Source organism: Mesorhizobium sp. ISC25, assembly GCF_042295465.1.
Taxonomy (GTDB): Bacteria; Pseudomonadota; Alphaproteobacteria; order Rhizobiales; family Rhizobiaceae; genus Mesorhizobium.
Genome location: NZ_CP135441.1, coordinates 2,762,960 through 2,781,381 on the forward strand (window position 1 = coordinate 2,762,960; position 18,422 = coordinate 2,781,381).

An 18,422-nucleotide genomic window follows, 5' to 3' on the forward strand; every position below is an offset into this window, starting at 1 on the left:
ATGCGGTCTTCGCCTCAGTCGTGGAACATTCTTACCGGTGACGGGCTGTAGCTGCTGCCCGTCATGAAACGGCTGAACTGTTCCCGTGCCTGCTCCTGCGCGGCTGCCCTCCTCGCCTGCTCAAGGGCCTCGGCCCTTCCTTGTGCCGCCAGCATCGCGGTGAGATCGGCAACTTGCTTGGCCTGCACGGCAAGAAGCTGGTTGCCGGCCTGCGTCGCCTGCAGCACGCCGACAGCCGACTGGCTGGCGCTGACCAGCGCACTCGTCTGCTCCTGTGTCCCTGCGATGTTGTCGACTGCGACGGCGCCGGTTTTCAGAGAATGCTCAAAGGCAGACACCGAGGTCTGCCAGCGCTGACGCGCGCCCTCGACAAGCTGCTGGCTGGAGAGATCCGAACCGAAATTCGTGTAAGTGGAGGCAAACTGGCTCTCGATATCCTGGACGCTATAGGCCAGCTTCTCGGCCTCGCCGAGCAGGCTCTTCATCTGGGAAAAATTGCCCTCGATCTGGCCAAGCAGCGAGGTCGGCAGCGCCGTGAGATTCTTCGCCTGGTTGATCAGCATCTGCGCTTCGTTCTGCAGGGAGGTGATCTGGTTGTGGATCTGCTCCAGGGCGCGCGATGCCGAAAGCAGGTTTTCGGCATAGTTCTTCGGATCGAACACGATCAGCGCCGATGCCGGTGGCGATGACAGCGCCGTGGCGATGGCGATGGCTCCGGCCGCCGCCATGCGACGAATAGGGCTGCCTGCAAGAATGGAATTCATGACGAAATCTCCTCTGTGGACTGGCCGATCACGTTGGTGAGACCTGGGATGAGGCCGGCCGCCCAGGAGAGACCGCGCTCCGCTAGCCAGGCCTCGAGGAAATGGTCTCGGCCGGCCTCGGCGATTATCCGATCGATCGCGACCTGGTCCGATTTGGACGATGTGGCGCAGAGCGCCAGCGCGATCGGACCGAGCCCCAGTTCGAACAGACGGTTGCCGCGGCGGCTTTGACAGTAATAGTCGCGCTTCGGTATCGCCCGGGCGATGATCTCGATCTGGCGATCATTGAGACCAAAGCGTCGGTAGATCTCAGTGATCTGCGGCTCGATGGCGCGCTCGTTCGGCAAGAACAGCCGCGTCGGGCAGCTTTCGACGATTGCCGGCGCGATTGGCGATCCGTCGATGTCGGAAAGTGACTGCGTGGCGAAGACAACGCTGGCGTTCTTCTTTCTCAGCGTCTTCAGCCATTCGCGCAGCTGGTCGGCGAAACCGCCATCGTCGAGGGCCAGCCAGCCCTCGTCGATGAGCAGCAGTGTCGGCCGGCCGTCCATCCTCTGCTCGATGCGGTGGAACAGATAGGCAAGCACCGCGGGAGCAGCACCCGTGCCGATCAGGCCCTCGGTTTCGAACGCCTGGACGGAGGCTTCGCCGAGACGCTCATGCTCGGCATCAAGCAGCCGGCCAAAGGCACCGCCGATGCAGTAGGGACCAAGCGCCTGTTTCAGCGGCGAGGACTGCAGCAGCACGGATAGGCCAGTCAGTGTCCTCTCCTGGACTGGCGCAGAAGCCAGCGACGTCAGCGCCGACCACAGATGTTCCTTGACCTGCGGCGTGATGGCCACGCCTTCGCGCAGTAGAATGTTGAAAAGCCAGTCGGCCGCCCAGGCCCGCTCTGGCGTATGATGGATGCGGGCAAGCGGCTGCAGCGACACGGTATGAACGTCGTCCGACAGATCAGCCAAGGTTAGGAAGGGCAACGGATCGTCAGACCCCTGCCCGCTTTCAGCATTGCTTCCGAGACTGTGCCAATCACCATTCATGGCGAGCATGGCAGCGCGGATTGAGCCACCGAAATCGAAGGCAAAGACCTGGCTGCTCTCGTAACGCCGGAACTGAAGCGCGATCAGCGCCAACAGGACCGACTTGCCGGCGCCCGTCGGGCCGATGACGAGGGTGTGGCCGACGTCGCCGACATGCAGGCTGAACCGGAACGGTGTGGCGCCTTCTGTTCTAGCGAAGAACAGCGGCGGCGCTCCAAGATGCCCGTCCTCGATCGGACCTGCCCAGACCGCGGAGAGCGGAATCGTGTGCGCGAGGTTTAGCGTCGAAAGCGGCGGCTGGCGAACATTAGCATAGACATGGCCAGGAATGCCGCCCAGCCAAGCTTCGACGGCGTTGACGCCTTCGGCGATGCAGGTGAAGTCCCTGCCCTGAACGATCTTTTCGACCAGACGCAGCTTTTCGTCGGCAATCGAGGGATCGGCATCCCAGACCGAAACGGTGGCGGTGACATAGGCTTCGCCGATCTGGTCAGAGCCCAGGTCCTGGAGCGCCGCGTCCGCATCGGCCGCCTTGTTGGCGGCATCCGAGTCGATGAGAACGGACGCCTCGTTCGTCATCACCTCCTTGAGGATCGCCGCGACGGATTTCCGTTTCGCGAACCACTGACGGCGAATCTTCGTCACCAACTTGGTCGCGGCGGTCTTGTCCAGCATGATCGCCCGCGTCGACCAGCGGTAGGGGAAGGCAAGCCGATTAAGATCGTCGAGAATCCCCGGGAAGGTCATCGTCGGAAACCCGGTTATGGTGAGTGTGCGCAGATGCGCATCGCCAAGCCTCGGCTCTAACCCGCCGGCCAACGGCTGATCGATGAGCAGAGCGTCGAGATGCATCGGCGTTTCTGGCACGCGAACGCGATGCCGCTTGGTCGAAATGGTTGAGTGCAGGTAACTCAGCGTCTCTCCATCATCGAGCCAGTGAGCTTCGGGAACGAAGCCTTCAATGAGGTTGAGCACGCGGTCGGTGCGATCGACAAAACTCTTCAGGAGCTCCCAAGGGTCGACGCCGGTCTTTTCCCGGCCTTCGAAGAGCCAGCTCTCCATTCGCGACGCTTCCTCGGCCGGAGGCAGCCACACGAAGGTGAGAAAGTAGCTGCTTTCAAACAGCACACCGGAGTCTTCGAACTGTTCGCGACGCTCGATGTCGAGAAGTGCGGATGCGCAATCCGGGAACCGGCTGTCGGGGTAGCCGCTGGCAGGATTGCGCTGCGCTTCGACAAAAAGTGCCCAGCCGGAGCCGAGCCGGCGCAGCGCGCCATTGAGCCGCGCGGTCGTGCCGAACAGCTCCGCCGGCGTGGCGGAGTCCAGATCCGGCCCGCGAAAACGCGCCGTCCTTTGAAAACTGCCGTCCTTGTTGAGCACCACGCCCGGCGCTACCAGGGCAGCCCACGGCAGATAATCGACGAGGCTGGCACTCTTCTTTCGGTATTCCGCGAGGTTCAACATGATGAGGACCTCAACAGCCGAAGTGCGAGGGATAGCGAAGGTGCCGGCGGGCCACGTCGACGAACTGCGCATCGCGCCTTGCCGCCCAGACGGCCGCGAAATGCCCGACCGCCCAGATGATGAGCCCGGCGATCCATAAACGAAGCCCCAATCCGATCGCGCCGGCCAGCGTGCCGTTGGCGATGGCAACCGCACGCGGCGCGCCGCCGAGCAGGATCGGTTCGGTGAGTGCGCGATGAACCGGCGCGAAAAAGCCGCGGACTTCCTCCTCCATCAGATGAGCGCTCCGCCGCCGAAGGAGAAAAAGGACAGGAAGAACGAGCTTGCTGCGAAAGCGATCGACAGCCCGAAGACGATCTGGATCAGCCGGCGAAATCCGCCCGATGTGTCGCCGAAAGCGAGCGACAGGCCGGTGACGATGATGATGATCACCGCCACGATCTTGGCGACTGGCCCCTCAATCGATTCGAGAATTTGCTGAAGGGGCTCCTCCCAGGGCATGGAGGAGCCGGCAGCATGGGCGGGCGCAATCGTCATGATCGCGGCGGTCGCCGCATACGATAGCTCCACGGCAAGTTTGCGGATAGCCGATGAATTGAAGCGGATCGGGGTCATTCTGAAGCTCCAAAGGGCGAGTGGTGATTCACGGTCATTGTGGGCTCGAGGTTTGCTTCCAGGATGCGGTAGTCGCCGGTGGCCGGATCGAGCCCGTCGACCAAGGCGATTTCGACGAGCCGGCGCGCGGGGCCACGGCCGGCGAGGACGGCGATGAGGTCTATGGTTTCGGCTATCAGCGCGCGCGGGACCGTAACGACGGCCTCCTGTACGAGCTGTTCCAGTCGCCGCAGTGCGCCAATGGCAGAATTGGCGTGGATGGTGCCGATGCCACCGGGATGGCCGGTGCCCCAGGCCTTCAACAGATCGAGCGCTTCCGCGCCGCGTACCTCGCCGATCGGGATGCGGTCGGGCCGAAGCCGCAATGATGACTTCACTAGATCGGACAGCGAGGCGACACCGTCCTTGGTGCGCAGCGCTACAAGATTGGGCGCAGCACACTGCAACTCGCGTGTGTCTTCGATCAGCACGACGCGCTCGGCGGTTTTAGCCACCTCCGCCAAAAGAGCGTTGACCAGCGTGGTCTTGCCGGTCGATGTGCCGCCGGCCACCAGCACGTTCTTCCGTGTCTCGACGGCAAGCTGCAGTACGTCAGCCTGGCCTTCGGTCATTATGCCGGCAGCGACATAATCTTGAAGCGTGAACACCGCGACTGCCGGCTTGCGGATGGCGAATGTTGGTGCCGTGACGACAGGCGGCAACAGACCCTCGAACCGTTCGCCCGTCCCGGGCAGTTCAGCCGAAACGCGCGGCGAGCCCGAATGCACCTCCGCACCGACATGGTGCGCGACCAGCCTGACGATCCGTTCGCCGTCGGCCGCGATCAGGATTTCATTGCTTGCAACGAGTCCTTCGCTGAGACGATCAACCCACAAGCGACCGTCGGGATTGAGCATCACCTCGACAATGGCTGGATCGTCAAGGAAGCCTGCGATGGCCGGGCCGAGAGCGGTGCGCAGCATGCGCGCGCCGCGCGACACCGCTCCCTTGCTGGCATGATAACTGGTGGCCACGATGGTCCCCGTTTTCTCGCGGCGGACTGGTTGGTGCCGCGCTCGGGGATAATTAGAAAAAGCATGAACATCGACCCTGCAACAAGTAAAACCGGCTATCGCGGCATGACGTGCAGAGACTTGCGAAATGCGGTGCCGCGACCGCGATAGCTCAGCACCCGGTGCCCGACAGGACATCGCCGCTCCAGCAGAACGGCCGGCCATATCTAGGGCCGCAAGCGAAGCCCGATTAGGAAATCATTGTTGGCATCGACGTTTCCAAGGATCGGCTCGACGTGCATGTTTTGCCGTGCGGCGAGACGTTCTCGGTGGAGAATGACCACGCCAGGGTGAAGGATCTGGTTCGGCGGCTGGCAGCCCTTTCGCCGGCCGTTGTCGCCGCCTTGGCAGGCGCCGGCCTGACGATTGTCGTGGTCAATCCGGCGCGGGTGTAGGCGAGGCTAGCAGGTATGTTGAAGAGCCTCGAGAACTATGGTGGAATTGCCAGAAAGGTAGATTTTTTGGAGTTTCTCGTGTCCCTGAACATCAAAAATCCGGCCACCGTTGCTCTCGCCGATGAACTCGCACGCCGCCAGGGTATCAGTAAGACAGCAGCCATCCATCAGGCCCTTAGCGAGCGCTTGCATCGCTTGGGCTTTAGAGAGACCGCTCAGGAGCGTCTGCTGGCAGAATTGCGCGCCATCCCAGAAAGAGTGGCACGATTGCCTGAACTGGATAGTCGCAGCGACGAGGAGATCATAGGGTATGACGGGCATGGAATCCCTAGCTGATGGTGATCGATACGTCAGCTGTTGTAGCGATCCTTCGGAGCGACCCTGAGGCAGCAAGGCTGGAACGAGCGCTGGTCTCCGACCCAATCCGACTGGTCCCGGCAACGTGCGTGCCCGAGGCACGCATGGTGCTGGTCAGCAGGCGGGGCGAACACGCGTTGGCCGAGATCGATCTTTGGCTGTGCAAAAACGAGGCCGACATCGTTCCTGTAGACTCCGAATTGGTTGATCTGGCGAACCCAGGGTTGGCTGACCTACGGCAAAGGCCACGACGCGCTGAATTTTGCCGATTTCCTCTCCTATGCTTTGGCAAAGCGTGCAGACGAACCGCTGCTTTTGATCGGCAAAGACTTCTCCCAAACGGATATCGAACCGGCATGAGCACGAGACTCTAAGATCATCGGCTGTCTCCAGCTTGAACCCTGTAATAGCGCCCAATTAGTTTCGATTCTGTCGGCTGGGCCTGCATCAAGGGGTGTCATGCCAACTTGGTCCCAAAGCAGAGCAAGCTGGCGTCTTCAGTCCCTCGGATGTGGCGCTGCTGGGCCGCGTCTTCGATCGGTTGGAAGTTGAGGGCCAATCCAGCCAGCCAACATGTAGCTCAGACATTCACAGCCGCGACGCTGGTCGCGCGAATAAATGATTGGCCTCGTCGAAAACGGCCCTTGGGAGGACCCGAAGCTCGCTCGCTTCGTAGGGGAGATGCTCGAGATACTGCGTCGTCAGCCGGGCAACCACTTGTGCTTGGGCCAGGTCGCGACGGCGCTTGATTGGCTCGCGATCAGCTCGTTTTGAGACCCAGAATTTGTGAGCGGCAAAAATGCGCGGATCGGGAACCACGAGCCGCAACGGTCCGCCTTTTTCATCGATGGCGATTGCTTCGAAAGCAGGGGCATTTTCCAACCATGCCAGGCCGGCGATCTCGGCGGCCACCAATTCGTCGTCGGCCTTCCCGACAGTTTCCCGGCTCGGTTTCCACGCCGGGTTTGCAAGCGGTTTGATCAGATCCACGAGGTATCCGTCGCGGTTCACCGCGCGGAACGTGGCGGATGAACGCTCGAAAGACCGATCGACCTTGCGCAAAAGGTTGATGAGCGCTCCATGTTCCACATTGGCGCCAGACATGATCCTGAGGGACTGGCGCGAGTCCATGAGGAGATCGATATCTTGCGTCGATGTGATTCCGGGATCCACGAACACTCCGGCCGCCGCCTCATAGGCGTAGATCGCATTCGTGCCTGCAATACGAATGCCTTCCCCGAGAAGACCGGCGTTATCGATTGCTCTGATAATTCTTGCGGCGATCAGGGGAACACGTCCAAGCCGGAGCGCGCGATTGACAGCAGATTGGCGCTCCATCTGCTCCTGTCGCGCAGAGAGCGTTTCTTGGGCCGACGCGCGAGCTGCTTCCCAATCCGCCTTGAGAGCTTCGCTCGTCGGCGAGCGCCGACCCTCTGCCTTTTGGTGTCGTACGCCCGCGGCGTCGTAGTAGCTTCGCATCAGGTGGTCGATGCTGTTCACGGTGTGCCAGACGAGGGATCCCCGAAAGCTCTTGGCCTTCCTTTGGGCCTCCTTGAGCGCAATGAAGCGTTGGTCGGAATTGACTTTTTCCCGACGCTGATCGTTATTTAATTCAACAAAATCAGCCAATTCAACAGTTATCCTACGTTTAGCTCCGAGCTGTTGCAAAGACACAATAGGCGGCGGAGTGGCGGATTGCAACAGCTCTCACGTGATTCCATTGCGACTGTTGAAGTAGCTGAATTAATTAAAAAATATGACGACGAAGCAGCTTTTCTACGGCAGCGCAGTCGAAGCAAAAGCGCCGCTCGAACGCGGCCTTCGCTAGTTCTATTCGATCCGCAGACCGGGCCGGTGCAAACGGTCTGAGAAAGCTACCAATGTGGCGGAACAAATCATGATCATTTCTCATTGTGGTGATCATCAAGGGAGATTGAGCATGGGCGACCGGCACAACCCAAAAATCGAGGCATCGGCAAATGTCGAAAAGGACCCGGAAGATTGGGTCAGCGGAGATGACCCAATGACTCCCGCACAAGCCTCCTATTTGAAAACTCTGGCCGAACAGGCCGACGACCCTGACGCCTATGCTGACGGCCTTAGCAAGGCGGAAGCTTCTAAACGCATTGATGCACTGCGGGAGAAGTTAGGCCTGTAGCGTCCGCTCGTGGGTTTTCGTCTCCAGCGAAGGACAGCCGATCGGGTCGGATTGGGACACTTTCTGAATTCAGCACGTTGCTGCTCGACTCGCGATCGAGACGACAAACGGCGGAGGGGAGTGGCTCATACGGGCAGCAGCCCGGCATCCGCCTAAGCTCGGCAAGACTCGCGCCCGCCGGTCCAATCCTGCTGTCGAAACAGATCAGGACGTCCCGATGAGGGCGATGGTCAGCAGAGACACAAAAAGGATAAGGGCGATTGCAGTGCCCCAGAAGAGAACTTTTTCGGTGCCGCGTTGCTCTTCCTCGCGAGATACGTCTTTCGCCATTGCATGCATCCTTTGCGAAGGTCAACGACTTAGCAACGTGCCGCGCCAAGGCTGAGTTCCCGCAACTGTCTTGCCCCTTCGGCAATGAGAGAAAGCTCTCGGACTCAAGCTTGGTGTTGTCCAACCGTCGGTTGGTGGACGCATTGCAGCTGATGCATCTAAAGTCCCTGTGATCCGCGCGCACAGGGCGTGCCCGACCCCGAGCCCCCGCCCGGTGCAACAGCGCTTGATCGGCCCCGCCGCGCCAAACTGTGCGGCGGGCTTTTTTACTCACGCGATGGAACACGGGCGCGCACGGAAAGTTCTGCCCCGGCAGCAAACTCTTTCCCTCATATTTTTGCTGCCAGATCGGATAGCTCCGATCGGCCCGCGTCGTTCTTTTCCTCCGGCGACGCGGGCTCGCCGTCCTCGCTATCGGTTGAGTAGCCACAGAACAAACGAAAGCACGATGCTGATCAGAATCCCGGTGCCGATCGGAGCATAAAACGTGAAGTTCTCACGTTGGATCACGATGTCACCGGGCAATCTGCCTAGACCGACCCGCGACAGCCAGGGCCACAATAGGCCTATGGCAACTATGATCAAACCAACGACAATCAGAGTTCTGGACATAGCGGCATCCGGCCGGGAATATAGTGGGTGCCCATGGCTGGGCTCATTCTCATTGCTGTTTTGCTGTCGTTGCGTCTCAATTTCTTTTGGTTCTTTCTTGTCGATCTTCGCCGTCTCGTTGTCAGCATCGCCGACCACCGGGCCGAACTTGCGCTTGGCCTGCGTGTGAGGTGAGCCCCGGCAGAGCAGGGCCGGGAATCGTCCCTTGACGCCGTTTGCGTTGAAGGCTGCGATGGTGGTCATTCGTCACCTCAAGCCGATCCGCTCGAATTGCAACTCCGCGGATGCCGTGACAAAGCTCCCTTTCCTCGGCTTGGAAGTGCTTAGCTGTCTTGGCGGCTTCATCGATCTTACGCCAATCGTTTCCGTGCCGCCGCACAAGCTCTCGCGCCTGGGCTGGCGATACACTTTGCGTTTCGACGATGTGGTTCACTTCCGTCTCCTCGCCTTTCAGGGGACGCGAACGAGGGCTCGTTGGCCGTCTGGCCGCTGGGTTTTTTGCATCTCGTCTGGGCATGAATGGACCTCTCCTGGGGCAGAATAAACGGTCTGGCGCGGCGAAGGTTTCCACGCTAGCTCGTTGAGCAGTTTCACCGATCGCCTCATTGGCTTCCCCTTGCGGCTCTGACCATGCGTTCTGGTGTTCTTGGACCCAAATGAGCTGCACCGCGTTGTTTGCTAGCAGTGCTGTGCTTCGCAATCTGATGGAAAAATCCGACGCCCCTGCTGTACCGCAGACAGCTCCTGGTGCCGAAGCGCGCTTTCCGTACGATCGAGCGGCGGTTGAGCGGTTTCGACAGGCATTCCCGCGCGCCAGGTGGAGTGACGAGCGCAGAAGCTGGTTCGTGCCGGGAAAGACTGCCGCGCGGCGCATCCAGCGCTGGCTTGCGCAAGAGGCGGATCTACGAGTAGCACATGATGACAGCAAGGGACGAGACGCCTTCGCCTTCGATCCCCTGTCGAGCCGGTATCTGGAAGTCGCGGACGACCTGCGCATCCGCACGCCATATTCGCGGACGGTTCTCGAAGAACTGCGAGCCGTTCCATGGGCGAGCTGGGACGACGAACTGCGGGCCTGGAGGGTGCCTTTCCGCTCATACGAGGAGTTGAGGCGCCATTGGCCAAGCATCGAAAGGGCCGCAGGCCGCGCAGAACCGGAGGAGAGGAAACGGCGACGGGAAGCGTCCAAAGACTCCGAGGAATATAACGCCGCCAGATTGCGGTATGCCGAACGCAGGCGATGTCGCTATCCACTGCCCCCTGACGATTTACCCCGGCTTGGCCGTGCGGTGGCAACGGAGCAATACGGCATCGTGGTCTTCACCGAGATATCGGGTGAACTCGTCGACGCCTCGGAGTTAGCAGCGTTCTATCCGCATTTGATCGAGGCGAACGTCGACCATGTCTGGGGCAGATGGCGTCCGGCGACGTTGGCTGAATTGATTAGAACATGGCCCGCTCGGCGTACTGCCGGGTTAACGGAACGGCAGCGAGGCTGGTGGCAACCAACGCTGCCCGAGCTCAGGATCGCTCGCCAAAAAGCTCGAAGCCTGGCGCGCAGAAGGGCAAGGGTTGTGTCATCGTTCTAGCCTTTCAGGCTCCCCGCTTCCGGCGTCTGTCCGGTTGCCCCTGGTATTGAAATGTCACCCCGATCGCCGCCGCTCCGCTAACACATGGCTGGGCGGGCGCGCCAAGATCATCGCTGCATGTCAAACCATTTCTCCAGAATTTGACGCACACAAGGCCGATCCGAGGCCAACTGGGAGTGCATACCCCAGCATGGAATTGTGCGTAACCGTACGAAGTCGATTGCAAGCAACCAACCTGGTTGGCCGGGCATTAATTTAGCAAAGCGTGAATTAGGAAAGCATCGGGAGGAAGACCATGCTGCACGTTAACATGCCTCGCGAATTTGAGGTAGGCGATGAGGTTGCGCTAGCAGGTACCGTCATCACGATTCTCCCCAGCGGGCGCGCCAGGGTGAGCATTCCTTCGTATGACCATCCTTATACGATTGATCCGCCACCCAAAGTCCGGGCCGGCGACGGAGTGGTTCTTGTTGGGGACGTTACCCGCATCGATCGCGGGGCGAACAAACTCTCTGTGCGGATTGACTGCGGCGGGGTGATCACGGTCGACAAGTCGGCAATCACTCGGCTGAGAAAGCACCGCCGGACTTCAGCGGGTTGACGCTCCGGCGATACAACGGCCGGTGTCGGCGTAGGCAAGATACAAGCGCCTTTGAACAGCCCAAGGGTGCGGCGCGGTCCAGCCGGCTATGGAGCGGACGAACGGATCAATGGGAGCTCGATGGCTAGGGCACGCGTCCAGCGTAGTGCGTACTTGGCGTCTTCGGATTACTGATGGATATGGATCAAGTCAGATCTGGGCCTATCGCAACCGCGCTTCACCTGCCGTCCAGCGTTCGCATTCGCGATCGTCGCTCTCGGCAACAGGCGGCGCGCCCGCCCAGGACGCGTCGCATGTGTGCGCTGTGGGAGGAGACGCCCAGCACATTTCGTGTGAAGGCAACGCGGGCGTCCCGCTCGACCGCAACCTTTCTCTGCAATGAGCGCTTGGTCGCCGGTCGGCAGTTTCAATCGCGATGGCTCCGGCTCGTACCCATTATGGAGATCACATGTTCGTCCTGGCCCCCGATGCCGGCAATAGGTCTGCTTCGGAGTGTCGCCACGAAACTGGGCGACATGGTTGCGGTGGAGTAAGCGCCCTCCCCTGGGTTAACAACCCGGTCGGTGACGGCCGCGACCGCATCGACAACAACCGCAACGGCAATCAAGTCGTCGCTGAAAGCCCGCAAGGTATCTGTCACGAAATAGCGTGCCGGCGAAGCTCCGCCCTCGCGACGGGGATTCGTTGTAAGCCGATCGGACGGCAACGCCGGCCAGATGAGCGAGAACTTACCCTCGGTGTTGGTCTCGACCAGGCTCGACGTGTCAACGGTCGTCGGTAACTGCCGACTACGAGTCGAGGTCGTAGGGCTCGTGGCCCAGCTCGTTGTGATGAAGCGCCTCTGACATACACCTGATGTCGAACGCGTGGCCGCACGCAGGGCAGACGACGAAACACTCCTCCTCCCGAAGTGGCGATGCATCGTGGTCTTGGGGGATGGGGATGCATTGTATTCGTCGGGCATTGGGTCCTCCGGCAACGCCGCCCGCCATGCTGGAACGCCTGCCGGCAGGATTTGTTTCAAAGTTACTGCGCCTAAGAAAAAGCCCTGGGCATCGATTGTGGCCCGATGTCCGGTTTCGACAGCGATGCCGTGCCACCAGACAGTTCAAAGTGATTTTCATATGCAATCTTTGGTTACGGCACGGCCAAGAACCTGTTCCCGCGGGCGGCAAGGCTCGAATTCAACCAAGCATGCGCGGTCGAAAGAACTCCAATCCGGCAACGCACACTGCTAGGCCGAGATCGACTATGGAGACGAATGCCGAGGCCCGCCACTCCGATGAAAGGTGATCTGATGGGCATCAGCTGCGCAAAATGGCTCCGCAATCGGGCACCGGGGGTTGGGCTGTCGAAGCGCCTGTCTTGCCGGCAGCTCATCCAGTCGCTGGCGGCGCTGGCGGGACATCGTCAGCTATCTCCTGCCTGAGCCTTGGTCCTTTGCTGAGCCGGCGACCGAGCGCATCGACGAAATTGTCGTAGCGCTGCAAGCCCTTGGCGCGCGCCTCCGCTTGCGCCGATTCCGGCAAGGCTGGAGTCGAGTTGAGCCAAAACCGGACGAACAATGCTAGCGTCTCAATAGCAATTCCGACGTCACGCTCGACCCGCTGCACGCGTCGATCGATCTGGTCGAGGCGGCGAGTTATCGCCGCTTGCTTTCGTTCTTCGGCGTCCGGCGACAGGAACGAGGCGAGCGCAGCCTCGGCGACCAGTGACAGCGAGACCTCGCGCCGCCCAGCGTAATCGGCGAGCGCGTTCATCACGTCAGGGTCAACATAGGCAGACAAACGTCTTTTCTTGGCGTTCTTCATGCGCTCAAAGCTCAATGCCATCATTGGGGTCAAGGGCGGCCTGACGTGCTGCGCGTCTCATGGCTTGATCGACACTGCGGCGACGAACGGCGTCATCATCGGGCTCGTCCCTGTCGAGGTTGAACTCATCGTCGCAGCGTGGCGTTCGCTCCGGCGCGATATCTTCGTGTTCGGGAAGCTCGGGCTGGCGGCGAATGCCGCCATTGGCCGGATCCTCGTCCTGCTGATCCCTGGCAGGCCTCAGCTTGCGAGATTTGCCTTCCGGCTCAGCAAGAAGTGTGGTGTCGGTCCAGTCGTCAGAGCGAGCGTTTTGCGTTGTCTCTCCGGTCCTTGGTGGCGGCAAGACACGCTCGGCAAGACGCGGGTCGGCAAAGTAGCGTGCCTTCTTCGCACGGATTGGGAACTGGCCCGAGATCATGATGATCGCATCGGTCGGCGGCAGCTGCATGATCTCGCCCGGCGTCATCAGTGCACGCGCCGTTTCCTGCCGCGACACCATCAGATGCCCGAGCCAGGGCGACAATCTGTGCCCCGCATAGTTTTTCATGGCGCGCAACTCGGTCGCGGTTCCCAGAGAGTCTGAGACGCGCTTGGCTGTCCTCTCGTCATTGGTGGCGAAGCTCACTCGCACATGACAATTGTCGAGGATGGAATTGTTCGGTCCGTAGGCCTTCTCGATCTGATTGAGCGATTGTGCGATCAGGAACGACTTGATGCCATAGCCGGCCATGAAGGCCAGCGCGCTTTCGAAAAAATCGAGCCTGCCGAGCGCGGGAAACTCGTCCAGCATCATCAAGAGACGCTGTCGATGATCCTTCGCGTGAAGATCTTCGGTGAGCCTGCGGCCGATCTGGTTAAGCACAAGTCGGATCAGCGGCTTTGTGCGACTGATGTCTGATGGCGGCACGACCAGAAAGAGCGTCGCCGGCCGTGTCTCCTCGACGAGGTCTGCGATCCGCCAGTCACAGCATGACGTCACCTTGGCCACAACTGGATCGCGGTAGAGGCCCAGAAAACTCATGGCCGTCGAGAGCACGCCGGAACGCTCGTTCTCGGACTTGTTGAGCAGTTCCCGTGCAGCCGACGCCACCACGGGATGCGGGCCTGCATCACCCAAATGCCGCGTGAGCATCATGGCGCGCAGCGTTGCCTCGATTGGCCGCTCTGGATCGGAAAGGAAGTTCGCCACGCCGGCGAGGGTCTTGTCTTTCTCCGCATACAGCACGTGCAGTATTGCGCCGACCAGCAGCGCATGGCTGGTCTTCTCCCAGTGGTTGCGCCGTTCCAATGTGCCTTCTGGGTCGACCAGGACATCCGCCACGTTCTGCACATCTCGAACTTCCCACTCGCCCCGTCGCACCTCCAGCAGAGGATTGTAGGCTGCGGATCCAGCATTGGTCGGATCGAACAGAAGCACCTGGCCGAAACGGGCCCGCCATCCGGCCGTCAGTTCCCAGTTTTCGCCTTTGATGTCGTGGACGATTGCCGAACCCGGCCAGGTCAGCAGTGATGGCACGACCAGGCCGACGCCTTTGCCGCTTCGGGTCGGTGCGAAACATAGCACGTGTTCCGGACCGTCATGACGCAGATAGCGTCGGTCCAACATACCCAGGACCACCCCATCCTGACCGATCATCCCAGCGGCCTTGATTTCGTCTCGCGTCGCCCAGCGCGCCGAGCCGTAGGTCGTGGTGTCCTTTGCCTCGCGCGCCCGCCACAGCGACATCCCGATCGCTGCGGCGATCGCCATGAGGCTGCCGCTCGCCGCAATCGCCGCGCCCTCCAGGAAGACCTTAGGCGCGTACGCGTCGTAGAAAAACCACCACCAGAAAAAGGCTGGCGGCGGATAAACGGGCTGTCCAGCCAGTTCGAACCACGGTGGACCGAGTTGGCTTTGAAAGCCGAGCCGCCCTGCCGTCCACTGTGTGGCCCCCCATGTTGTCGCGACGATGATCAGAAAGGCGGTGAGGACCTGGCCCCATAAAACCTTGCTTGCCGGCATCCGTCGTTTCCCCAAATGGATGATCGGAAACAACCGAAAAGCTCGAATTCCCGACTCCGCAAGACAAAAGGAGCGGTCGAAGCAGCAGCGCGTACCCGGACGTGAAAAGACTTGCCCGATGCGGTCTCGAATGGATGCCGAGCCAGCGCGACCAGGATTTGTTCATCGCCTCGCTGATCGTTGCTGAAATCCGCCGCGGGATTCTGGAGGAGCGCGGGGCAACATGCCTCGACCGCCGGGAATGATCTCGGCGTTCTCTGTCGACGCACAGCCGCCGCCATGGCTTGCCGGAGAGCTTCAAAGCGCTGGCGACCGCCTCACCTCGCGACCGTGTTGCGTGGGTCTACGCGCCAAGGGAGCTATACAGAGCGGGCGGCCATACCGGCCGATGCTCTCGTGCCGATTCCCGACGAAATCGACGACCGCACCGCGGCGGCTGTGATCATGCAGGACTTACTGCCAGCCATTTCGCGACGGATTTCTATCCCGTACAGCCCGCCGACATAACGGACGGGACCGCAAAGGCTCGTCTTCCGCGATCACGGAGTTACCTGTATTTCCAGACTCATTATTATTCCCGGTGGCGGACCCCAACCCGCTGGGCCGGCGTCTACTAGGCATCTATCCCAACTGCCCCAATGACGCCGGCCACTTGCCGCGGCCGCAGTGACGCCGGCGGTTAAGGCCTTCGCGCATGGGACTAACACTTCGCGATTGCTATTGGTTTTTCCGCGTGGTCCAGGCGGCCTTCGCCGGCCGAAATGGGCTCTCCAACGTAAACGCGTCTGGCAAAATTCCCTTTTCGACCTGCGTCCATGTGACTGGAGCGGCTATCGGAAAGCTTGAACGGGCTCGAGGCGAGTAAGCGCCGACAGCTGTGTTGCCGCGGCCATTGCGGAGGTAATCCAGAAAGATGCGCCCACAACGAGCCGACGGCGCAGCCGACAAAAGATAGCGATCGGGATGCTTGCTGACCAAGTGCTGCGCCAGCTTTCGGGCATACTGCCGGGCGGCGTCGTGGGTGATCACCGCCTGCACAGGCGCCATCACATGCAGGCCCTTGCCGCCGGTCACCTTCGGCCAGCTATCGAGTCCTTCCGAACGCAGCATGTCCCGGACCTTCAGAGCCGTCTCGACGATCATCTCCCATTCGACCCCTTCGCCAGGATCCAGATCGATGACAACCCGGTCGGCATGCTCGATATCATCGACGGTGGCGTTCCACGGATGCAACTCGACAGCGCCTATTTCCACCAAGCCAAGCAGGCCATCAAGATCATCGACCCACAGCCTCACGCCTTCTCCACCCTCGCGCTTCTGAACACGCAGTTGGTGCACCGTATCCGGAATGTCGGGCAATCTGCCCTTATGATAGAAGGTGACCCCGTGCGAGTGGCGAACCAGCTTGAGCGGGCGCCGGCCGAGGTGGACAAGCGCCTTTTTCGCCACCTTCGTCCAATAGCTCATCAGCTCCTCTTTCGACGGCACCAGGGCGTCGGGCAGCAGTTGCAGAATGTTCTCGCGAGGGACGCCGAAACTTTCACTGGACGGCCGCGTCTTGCCGACCAACGGCGCACCGGCTGCTGGGCTCAGATCGTCGCGCAGGCCTTTGAACACGGCTTCCCGCAGCAGCCCGTCATCGGTGATGCCGCTGTACTGGATTTCGGCCTCGACTGCCGGCTGCACCCAAGTCGCCTTGGGCTTGTCTATCGGTTCGGCGAGTGGAGATTTACTGATGATCAGTGGGTCCAGCCGTTCGCGCACTTCGCGTGAGTCGGTGAGGCTGTAGCCGCTCTGCGCCTTGCCGGCGTAGTGGATGCGATTGCCCTTGCGACGGCCGAGATAGAGCGAGGCAATCCTGCGTGGCCGCGCACCCAACTTCTCGACGAAGGCGACGATCGGAAAATTGTCGCTCTTGACGCATTTGAGCTTGAGCCAGCTCTCCTGCCGGCCGGAGCGATAAGGGGAATCAGCACGCTTCGAGACAATCCCCTCAAGGCCCATTTCGCACGCGTGCTCGAACACAGTTGGGCTGTCGCCATCCACATGATCGACGTAGACGAGCGCCGGGGGCGCGTCTTTCAATAGACGTTGCAATGCCCCCTTGCGCTCGAGGAGCGGAGCCTCACGCAGATCTTTGCCGTTGAGGTGGAGGAGGTCGAAGGCGTGAAAGACCAGCTTCATCGACTCGGCCTTTCCAAGTTCCCGGCGTAGCGCCTGGAAATCCGGACGCCCCGTGGCGCCGAACACTGTCGCTTCGCCATCGATGATTGCCAGCTTCGCTTTTAGCTCAGCCGCAGCGCGGACGATCGGGAGGTATCTGTCGGTCCAGTCGTAGCCGTTTCGTGTGAAGGCCTGCACGCGCCCCAAATGAATGATCAGCTGTGTGCGGTAGCCATCATACTTGATTTCGTGAATCCATCCGCTTCCCTTAGGTGGCTTATCGACCAGCGTGGGCATTTGGAATTCAATGAAGGACAGCCGGCCAACGCCAAGCTCGGTAAGCATGCACCCCTCACTCCAAACACTGCGATTTAATTCAATATCGCTGGTTCGAATCGGTTCCGAAACAAAGCGTAGGTAGGGGCGCAGATCGCAACCTCTCCATAATTGGCGACCTCTTGACGACCGCCAAAGCCGCCCCAGACTCATGGACATGGCTTGGAAAATTGAGGACATCAATGTCGGCGAAGAGGTGGCAATTGCCGTCACGGTCCTGAAGCTGCTCGACGACGGCAGAGCTAGCGTCAGCATCCCCTCCTACGGATTTCCGCATTCGATCCCGGCACCGAGAAGGTCAAACCGGGTGACGAGTTACAGCTGACAGGCGAAGTGGCGCGCGTGGACGAGGAGGATCGGACAGTGACCTTGAAAGCGGGGGCGCTGATCACCGTCGATGCGGACACCATCACGGCCTGGACGCCGAATTCGCGCAGAAAGGAGCCTGTGCTCCGAAGCGAGGCGGATTAAAACCAACAACGAGGCCGGCTACAAAGGCAAGGATCTTGATCGGTCCGATCAAGCCATCGGACGCTTCGCCGAACTGACCGTCCAGCAAGCCCGAAAAGATCGACCAGAATTGGCTGGCCTCATTCAGGCGATCGTCCACTGCAGGTTGGAAGCGCGATGGACCCGCGGGAGCTGATGGCGGCCGACAACATGACACAGAAGGAAATGCCAAGAGTCGAGGCTCGTCATTGCGCCCGCCATGATGCGCTTCGGCCGGCCTTGACGATCGACAGCCCAGCGCCAGTATCCTGGCGATGGAGGGGAACGATATCGGCCCCCATGTGTTAGAAATCCATGGATACTATGGAACCCCAGGGCCACGGGATGGCGGCCCATATTTTGACATCGGAAGTTGCCAATGCCAGGCAGCGCATCCACCGGACCGAGCTCGCGCTTCAACGCACTGAAGAAATGCTGGCCGAGAATCTCGCGCTGTGCAGCAGGATGCGAACTGCGGTCGAGGCCGCAGACCGCTTGGTGAAGATCGATTCCCTCAGCACTGAAGGACGTCGCGCGGGTTGAACTGGGCCGGCGTTTCATTCGTCGCGACCTTCAGGCCACCGGAGCCATCACTCTCGCTCTAGAACTGTGCCAGCCACATCGACCGTCTGGGCTGCACGCTT

18 protein-coding genes and 3 pseudogenes are annotated in these 18,422 nt (G+C 60.7%); 10 read left to right on the forward strand and 11 right to left on the reverse strand.

What is annotated here, in order from left to right; translation table 11 throughout:
• Positions 1-14 precede the first annotated feature (14 nt).
• From trbJ to trbB, 5 genes are all read right to left on the reverse strand, one after another.
• Positions 15-728, reverse strand: coding sequence for a P-type conjugative transfer protein TrbJ (trbJ, locus tag RQ479_RS13840; RefSeq protein ID WP_376705936.1), 714 nt, complete (start codon positions 726-728; stop codon positions 15-17).
• A gap of 32 nt (positions 729-760) precedes the next feature.
• Positions 761-3,268, reverse strand: a complete 2,508-nt coding sequence (gene trbE / locus RQ479_RS13845) for a conjugal transfer protein TrbE (protein WP_376705506.1) — start codon at positions 3,266-3,268, stop codon at positions 761-763.
• Positions 3,269-3,278: 10 nt separating this feature from the next.
• Complete coding sequence (locus RQ479_RS13850) at positions 3,279-3,542, reverse strand: VirB3 family type IV secretion system protein (RefSeq protein ID WP_376705507.1); 264 nt, start codon at positions 3,540-3,542, stop codon at positions 3,279-3,281.
• Positions 3,542-3,805, reverse strand: a complete 264-nt coding sequence (locus RQ479_RS13855; protein ID WP_352474837.1) for a TrbC/VirB2 family protein — start codon at positions 3,803-3,805, stop codon at positions 3,542-3,544. Before RQ479_RS13855 ends, RQ479_RS13850 begins: the two co-directional genes overlap by 1 nt.
• A 74-nt stretch (positions 3,806-3,879) precedes the next feature.
• Positions 3,880-4,845, reverse strand: coding sequence for a P-type conjugative transfer ATPase TrbB (trbB, locus tag RQ479_RS13860; protein ID WP_376705937.1), 966 nt, complete (start codon positions 4,843-4,845; stop codon positions 3,880-3,882).
• A 326-nt stretch (positions 4,846-5,171) separates the two neighbouring features.
• Between trbB and RQ479_RS13865 the strand changes: the two genes are divergently transcribed.
• The 3 genes and pseudogenes from RQ479_RS13865 to RQ479_RS13875 all read left to right on the forward strand — a co-directional run bounded on the left by RQ479_RS13865 (position 5,172) and on the right by RQ479_RS13875 (position 6,047).
• Positions 5,172-5,330: a hypothetical protein gene (locus RQ479_RS13865; RefSeq protein ID WP_376705508.1), complete on the forward strand. Its 159-nt coding sequence runs from the start codon at positions 5,172-5,174 to the stop codon at positions 5,328-5,330.
• A gap of 15 nt (positions 5,331-5,345) precedes the next feature.
• A complete protein-coding gene (locus tag RQ479_RS13870; RefSeq protein ID WP_376705509.1) occupies positions 5,346-5,666 on the forward strand; it encodes a type II toxin-antitoxin system VapB family antitoxin in 321 nt (106 codons plus the stop codon).
• A pseudogene (locus RQ479_RS13875) lies at positions 5,666-6,047 on the forward strand (type II toxin-antitoxin system VapC family toxin). Before RQ479_RS13870 ends, RQ479_RS13875 begins: the two are co-directional and overlap by 1 nt.
• Positions 6,048-6,275: 228 nt before the next feature.
• Here the strand turns inward: RQ479_RS13875 and RQ479_RS13880 are convergent.
• A complete protein-coding gene (locus RQ479_RS13880; protein ID WP_376705510.1) occupies positions 6,276-7,316 on the reverse strand; it encodes a GSU2403 family nucleotidyltransferase fold protein in 1,041 nt (346 codons plus the stop codon).
• A gap of 268 nt (positions 7,317-7,584) precedes the next feature.
• Here RQ479_RS13880 and RQ479_RS13885 point away from each other — a divergent pair, with 268 nt between their 5' ends.
• On the forward strand, positions 7,585-7,845 hold the full coding sequence (locus tag RQ479_RS13885; protein WP_376705511.1) for a DUF3072 domain-containing protein: 261 nt from the start codon (positions 7,585-7,587) through the stop codon (positions 7,843-7,845).
• Positions 7,846-8,049: 204 nt separating this feature from the next.
• Here the strand turns inward: RQ479_RS13885 and RQ479_RS13890 are convergent, their stop codons facing one another.
• Positions 8,050-8,175, reverse strand: a complete 126-nt coding sequence (locus RQ479_RS13890) for a hypothetical protein (RefSeq protein ID WP_376705512.1) — start codon at positions 8,173-8,175, stop codon at positions 8,050-8,052.
• Positions 8,176-8,586: 411 nt separating this feature from the next.
• On the reverse strand, positions 8,587-9,030 hold the full coding sequence (locus tag RQ479_RS13895; protein ID WP_376705513.1) for a DUF2905 domain-containing protein: 444 nt from the start codon (positions 9,028-9,030) through the stop codon (positions 8,587-8,589).
• Positions 9,031-9,491: 461 nt separating this feature from the next.
• On the opposite strand from RQ479_RS13895, the gene RQ479_RS13900 reads away from it, so the two are divergent.
• Together RQ479_RS13900 and RQ479_RS13905 are read left to right on the forward strand one after the other, a co-directional pair.
• The gene (locus RQ479_RS13900) at positions 9,492-10,376 is read left to right on the forward strand and encodes a hypothetical protein (RefSeq protein ID WP_376705514.1); all 885 of its coding nucleotides are present in this window, start codon (positions 9,492-9,494) and stop codon (positions 10,374-10,376) included.
• 295 nt (positions 10,377-10,671) lie between these two features.
• Positions 10,672-10,977, forward strand: coding sequence for a hypothetical protein (locus tag RQ479_RS13905; RefSeq protein ID WP_376705515.1), 306 nt, complete (start codon positions 10,672-10,674; stop codon positions 10,975-10,977).
• A gap of 1,376 nt (positions 10,978-12,353) precedes the next feature.
• Here the strand turns inward: RQ479_RS13905 and RQ479_RS13910 are convergent.
• Together RQ479_RS13910 and RQ479_RS13915 are read right to left on the reverse strand one after the other, a co-directional pair.
• Positions 12,354-12,788, reverse strand: a complete 435-nt coding sequence (locus tag RQ479_RS13910) for a CopG family transcriptional regulator (protein WP_376705938.1) — start codon at positions 12,786-12,788, stop codon at positions 12,354-12,356.
• Positions 12,789-12,792: 4 nt separating this feature from the next.
• Positions 12,793-14,790 carry a conjugal transfer protein TraG gene (locus RQ479_RS13915; protein WP_376705939.1) on the reverse strand — a complete coding sequence of 666 codons (1,998 nt, stop codon included), beginning with the start codon at positions 14,788-14,790 and terminating at the stop codon, positions 12,793-12,795.
• A 125-nt stretch (positions 14,791-14,915) separates the two neighbouring features.
• Here RQ479_RS13915 and RQ479_RS13920 point away from each other — a divergent pair.
• Together RQ479_RS13920 and RQ479_RS13925 are read left to right on the forward strand one after the other, a co-directional pair.
• Positions 14,916-15,002 (forward strand): annotated as a pseudogene (locus RQ479_RS13920) (VapC toxin family PIN domain ribonuclease); the annotation flags it as partial.
• A 114-nt stretch (positions 15,003-15,116) separates the two neighbouring features.
• Positions 15,117-15,296: pseudogene (locus tag RQ479_RS13925) on the forward strand (quinone oxidoreductase); the annotation flags it as partial.
• Positions 15,297-15,507: 211 nt separating this feature from the next.
• Here RQ479_RS13925 and ligD read toward each other — a convergent pair.
• Positions 15,508-17,298: a DNA ligase D gene (gene ligD / locus RQ479_RS13930; RefSeq protein WP_376705516.1), complete on the reverse strand. Its 1,791-nt coding sequence runs from the start codon at positions 17,296-17,298 to the stop codon at positions 15,508-15,510.
• Between the two features lie 148 nt (positions 17,299-17,446).
• Here ligD and RQ479_RS13935 point away from each other — a divergent pair, with 148 nt between their 5' ends.
• On the forward strand, positions 17,447-17,614 hold the full coding sequence (locus RQ479_RS13935; RefSeq protein WP_376705517.1) for a hypothetical protein: 168 nt from the start codon (positions 17,447-17,449) through the stop codon (positions 17,612-17,614).
• Positions 17,615-18,123: 509 nt separating this feature from the next.
• Entirely contained in the window at positions 18,124-18,321 is a 198-nt protein-coding gene (locus tag RQ479_RS13940; protein ID WP_376705518.1) for a hypothetical protein, read from the forward strand.
• The last annotated feature ends 101 nt before the right edge of the window (positions 18,322-18,422 follow it).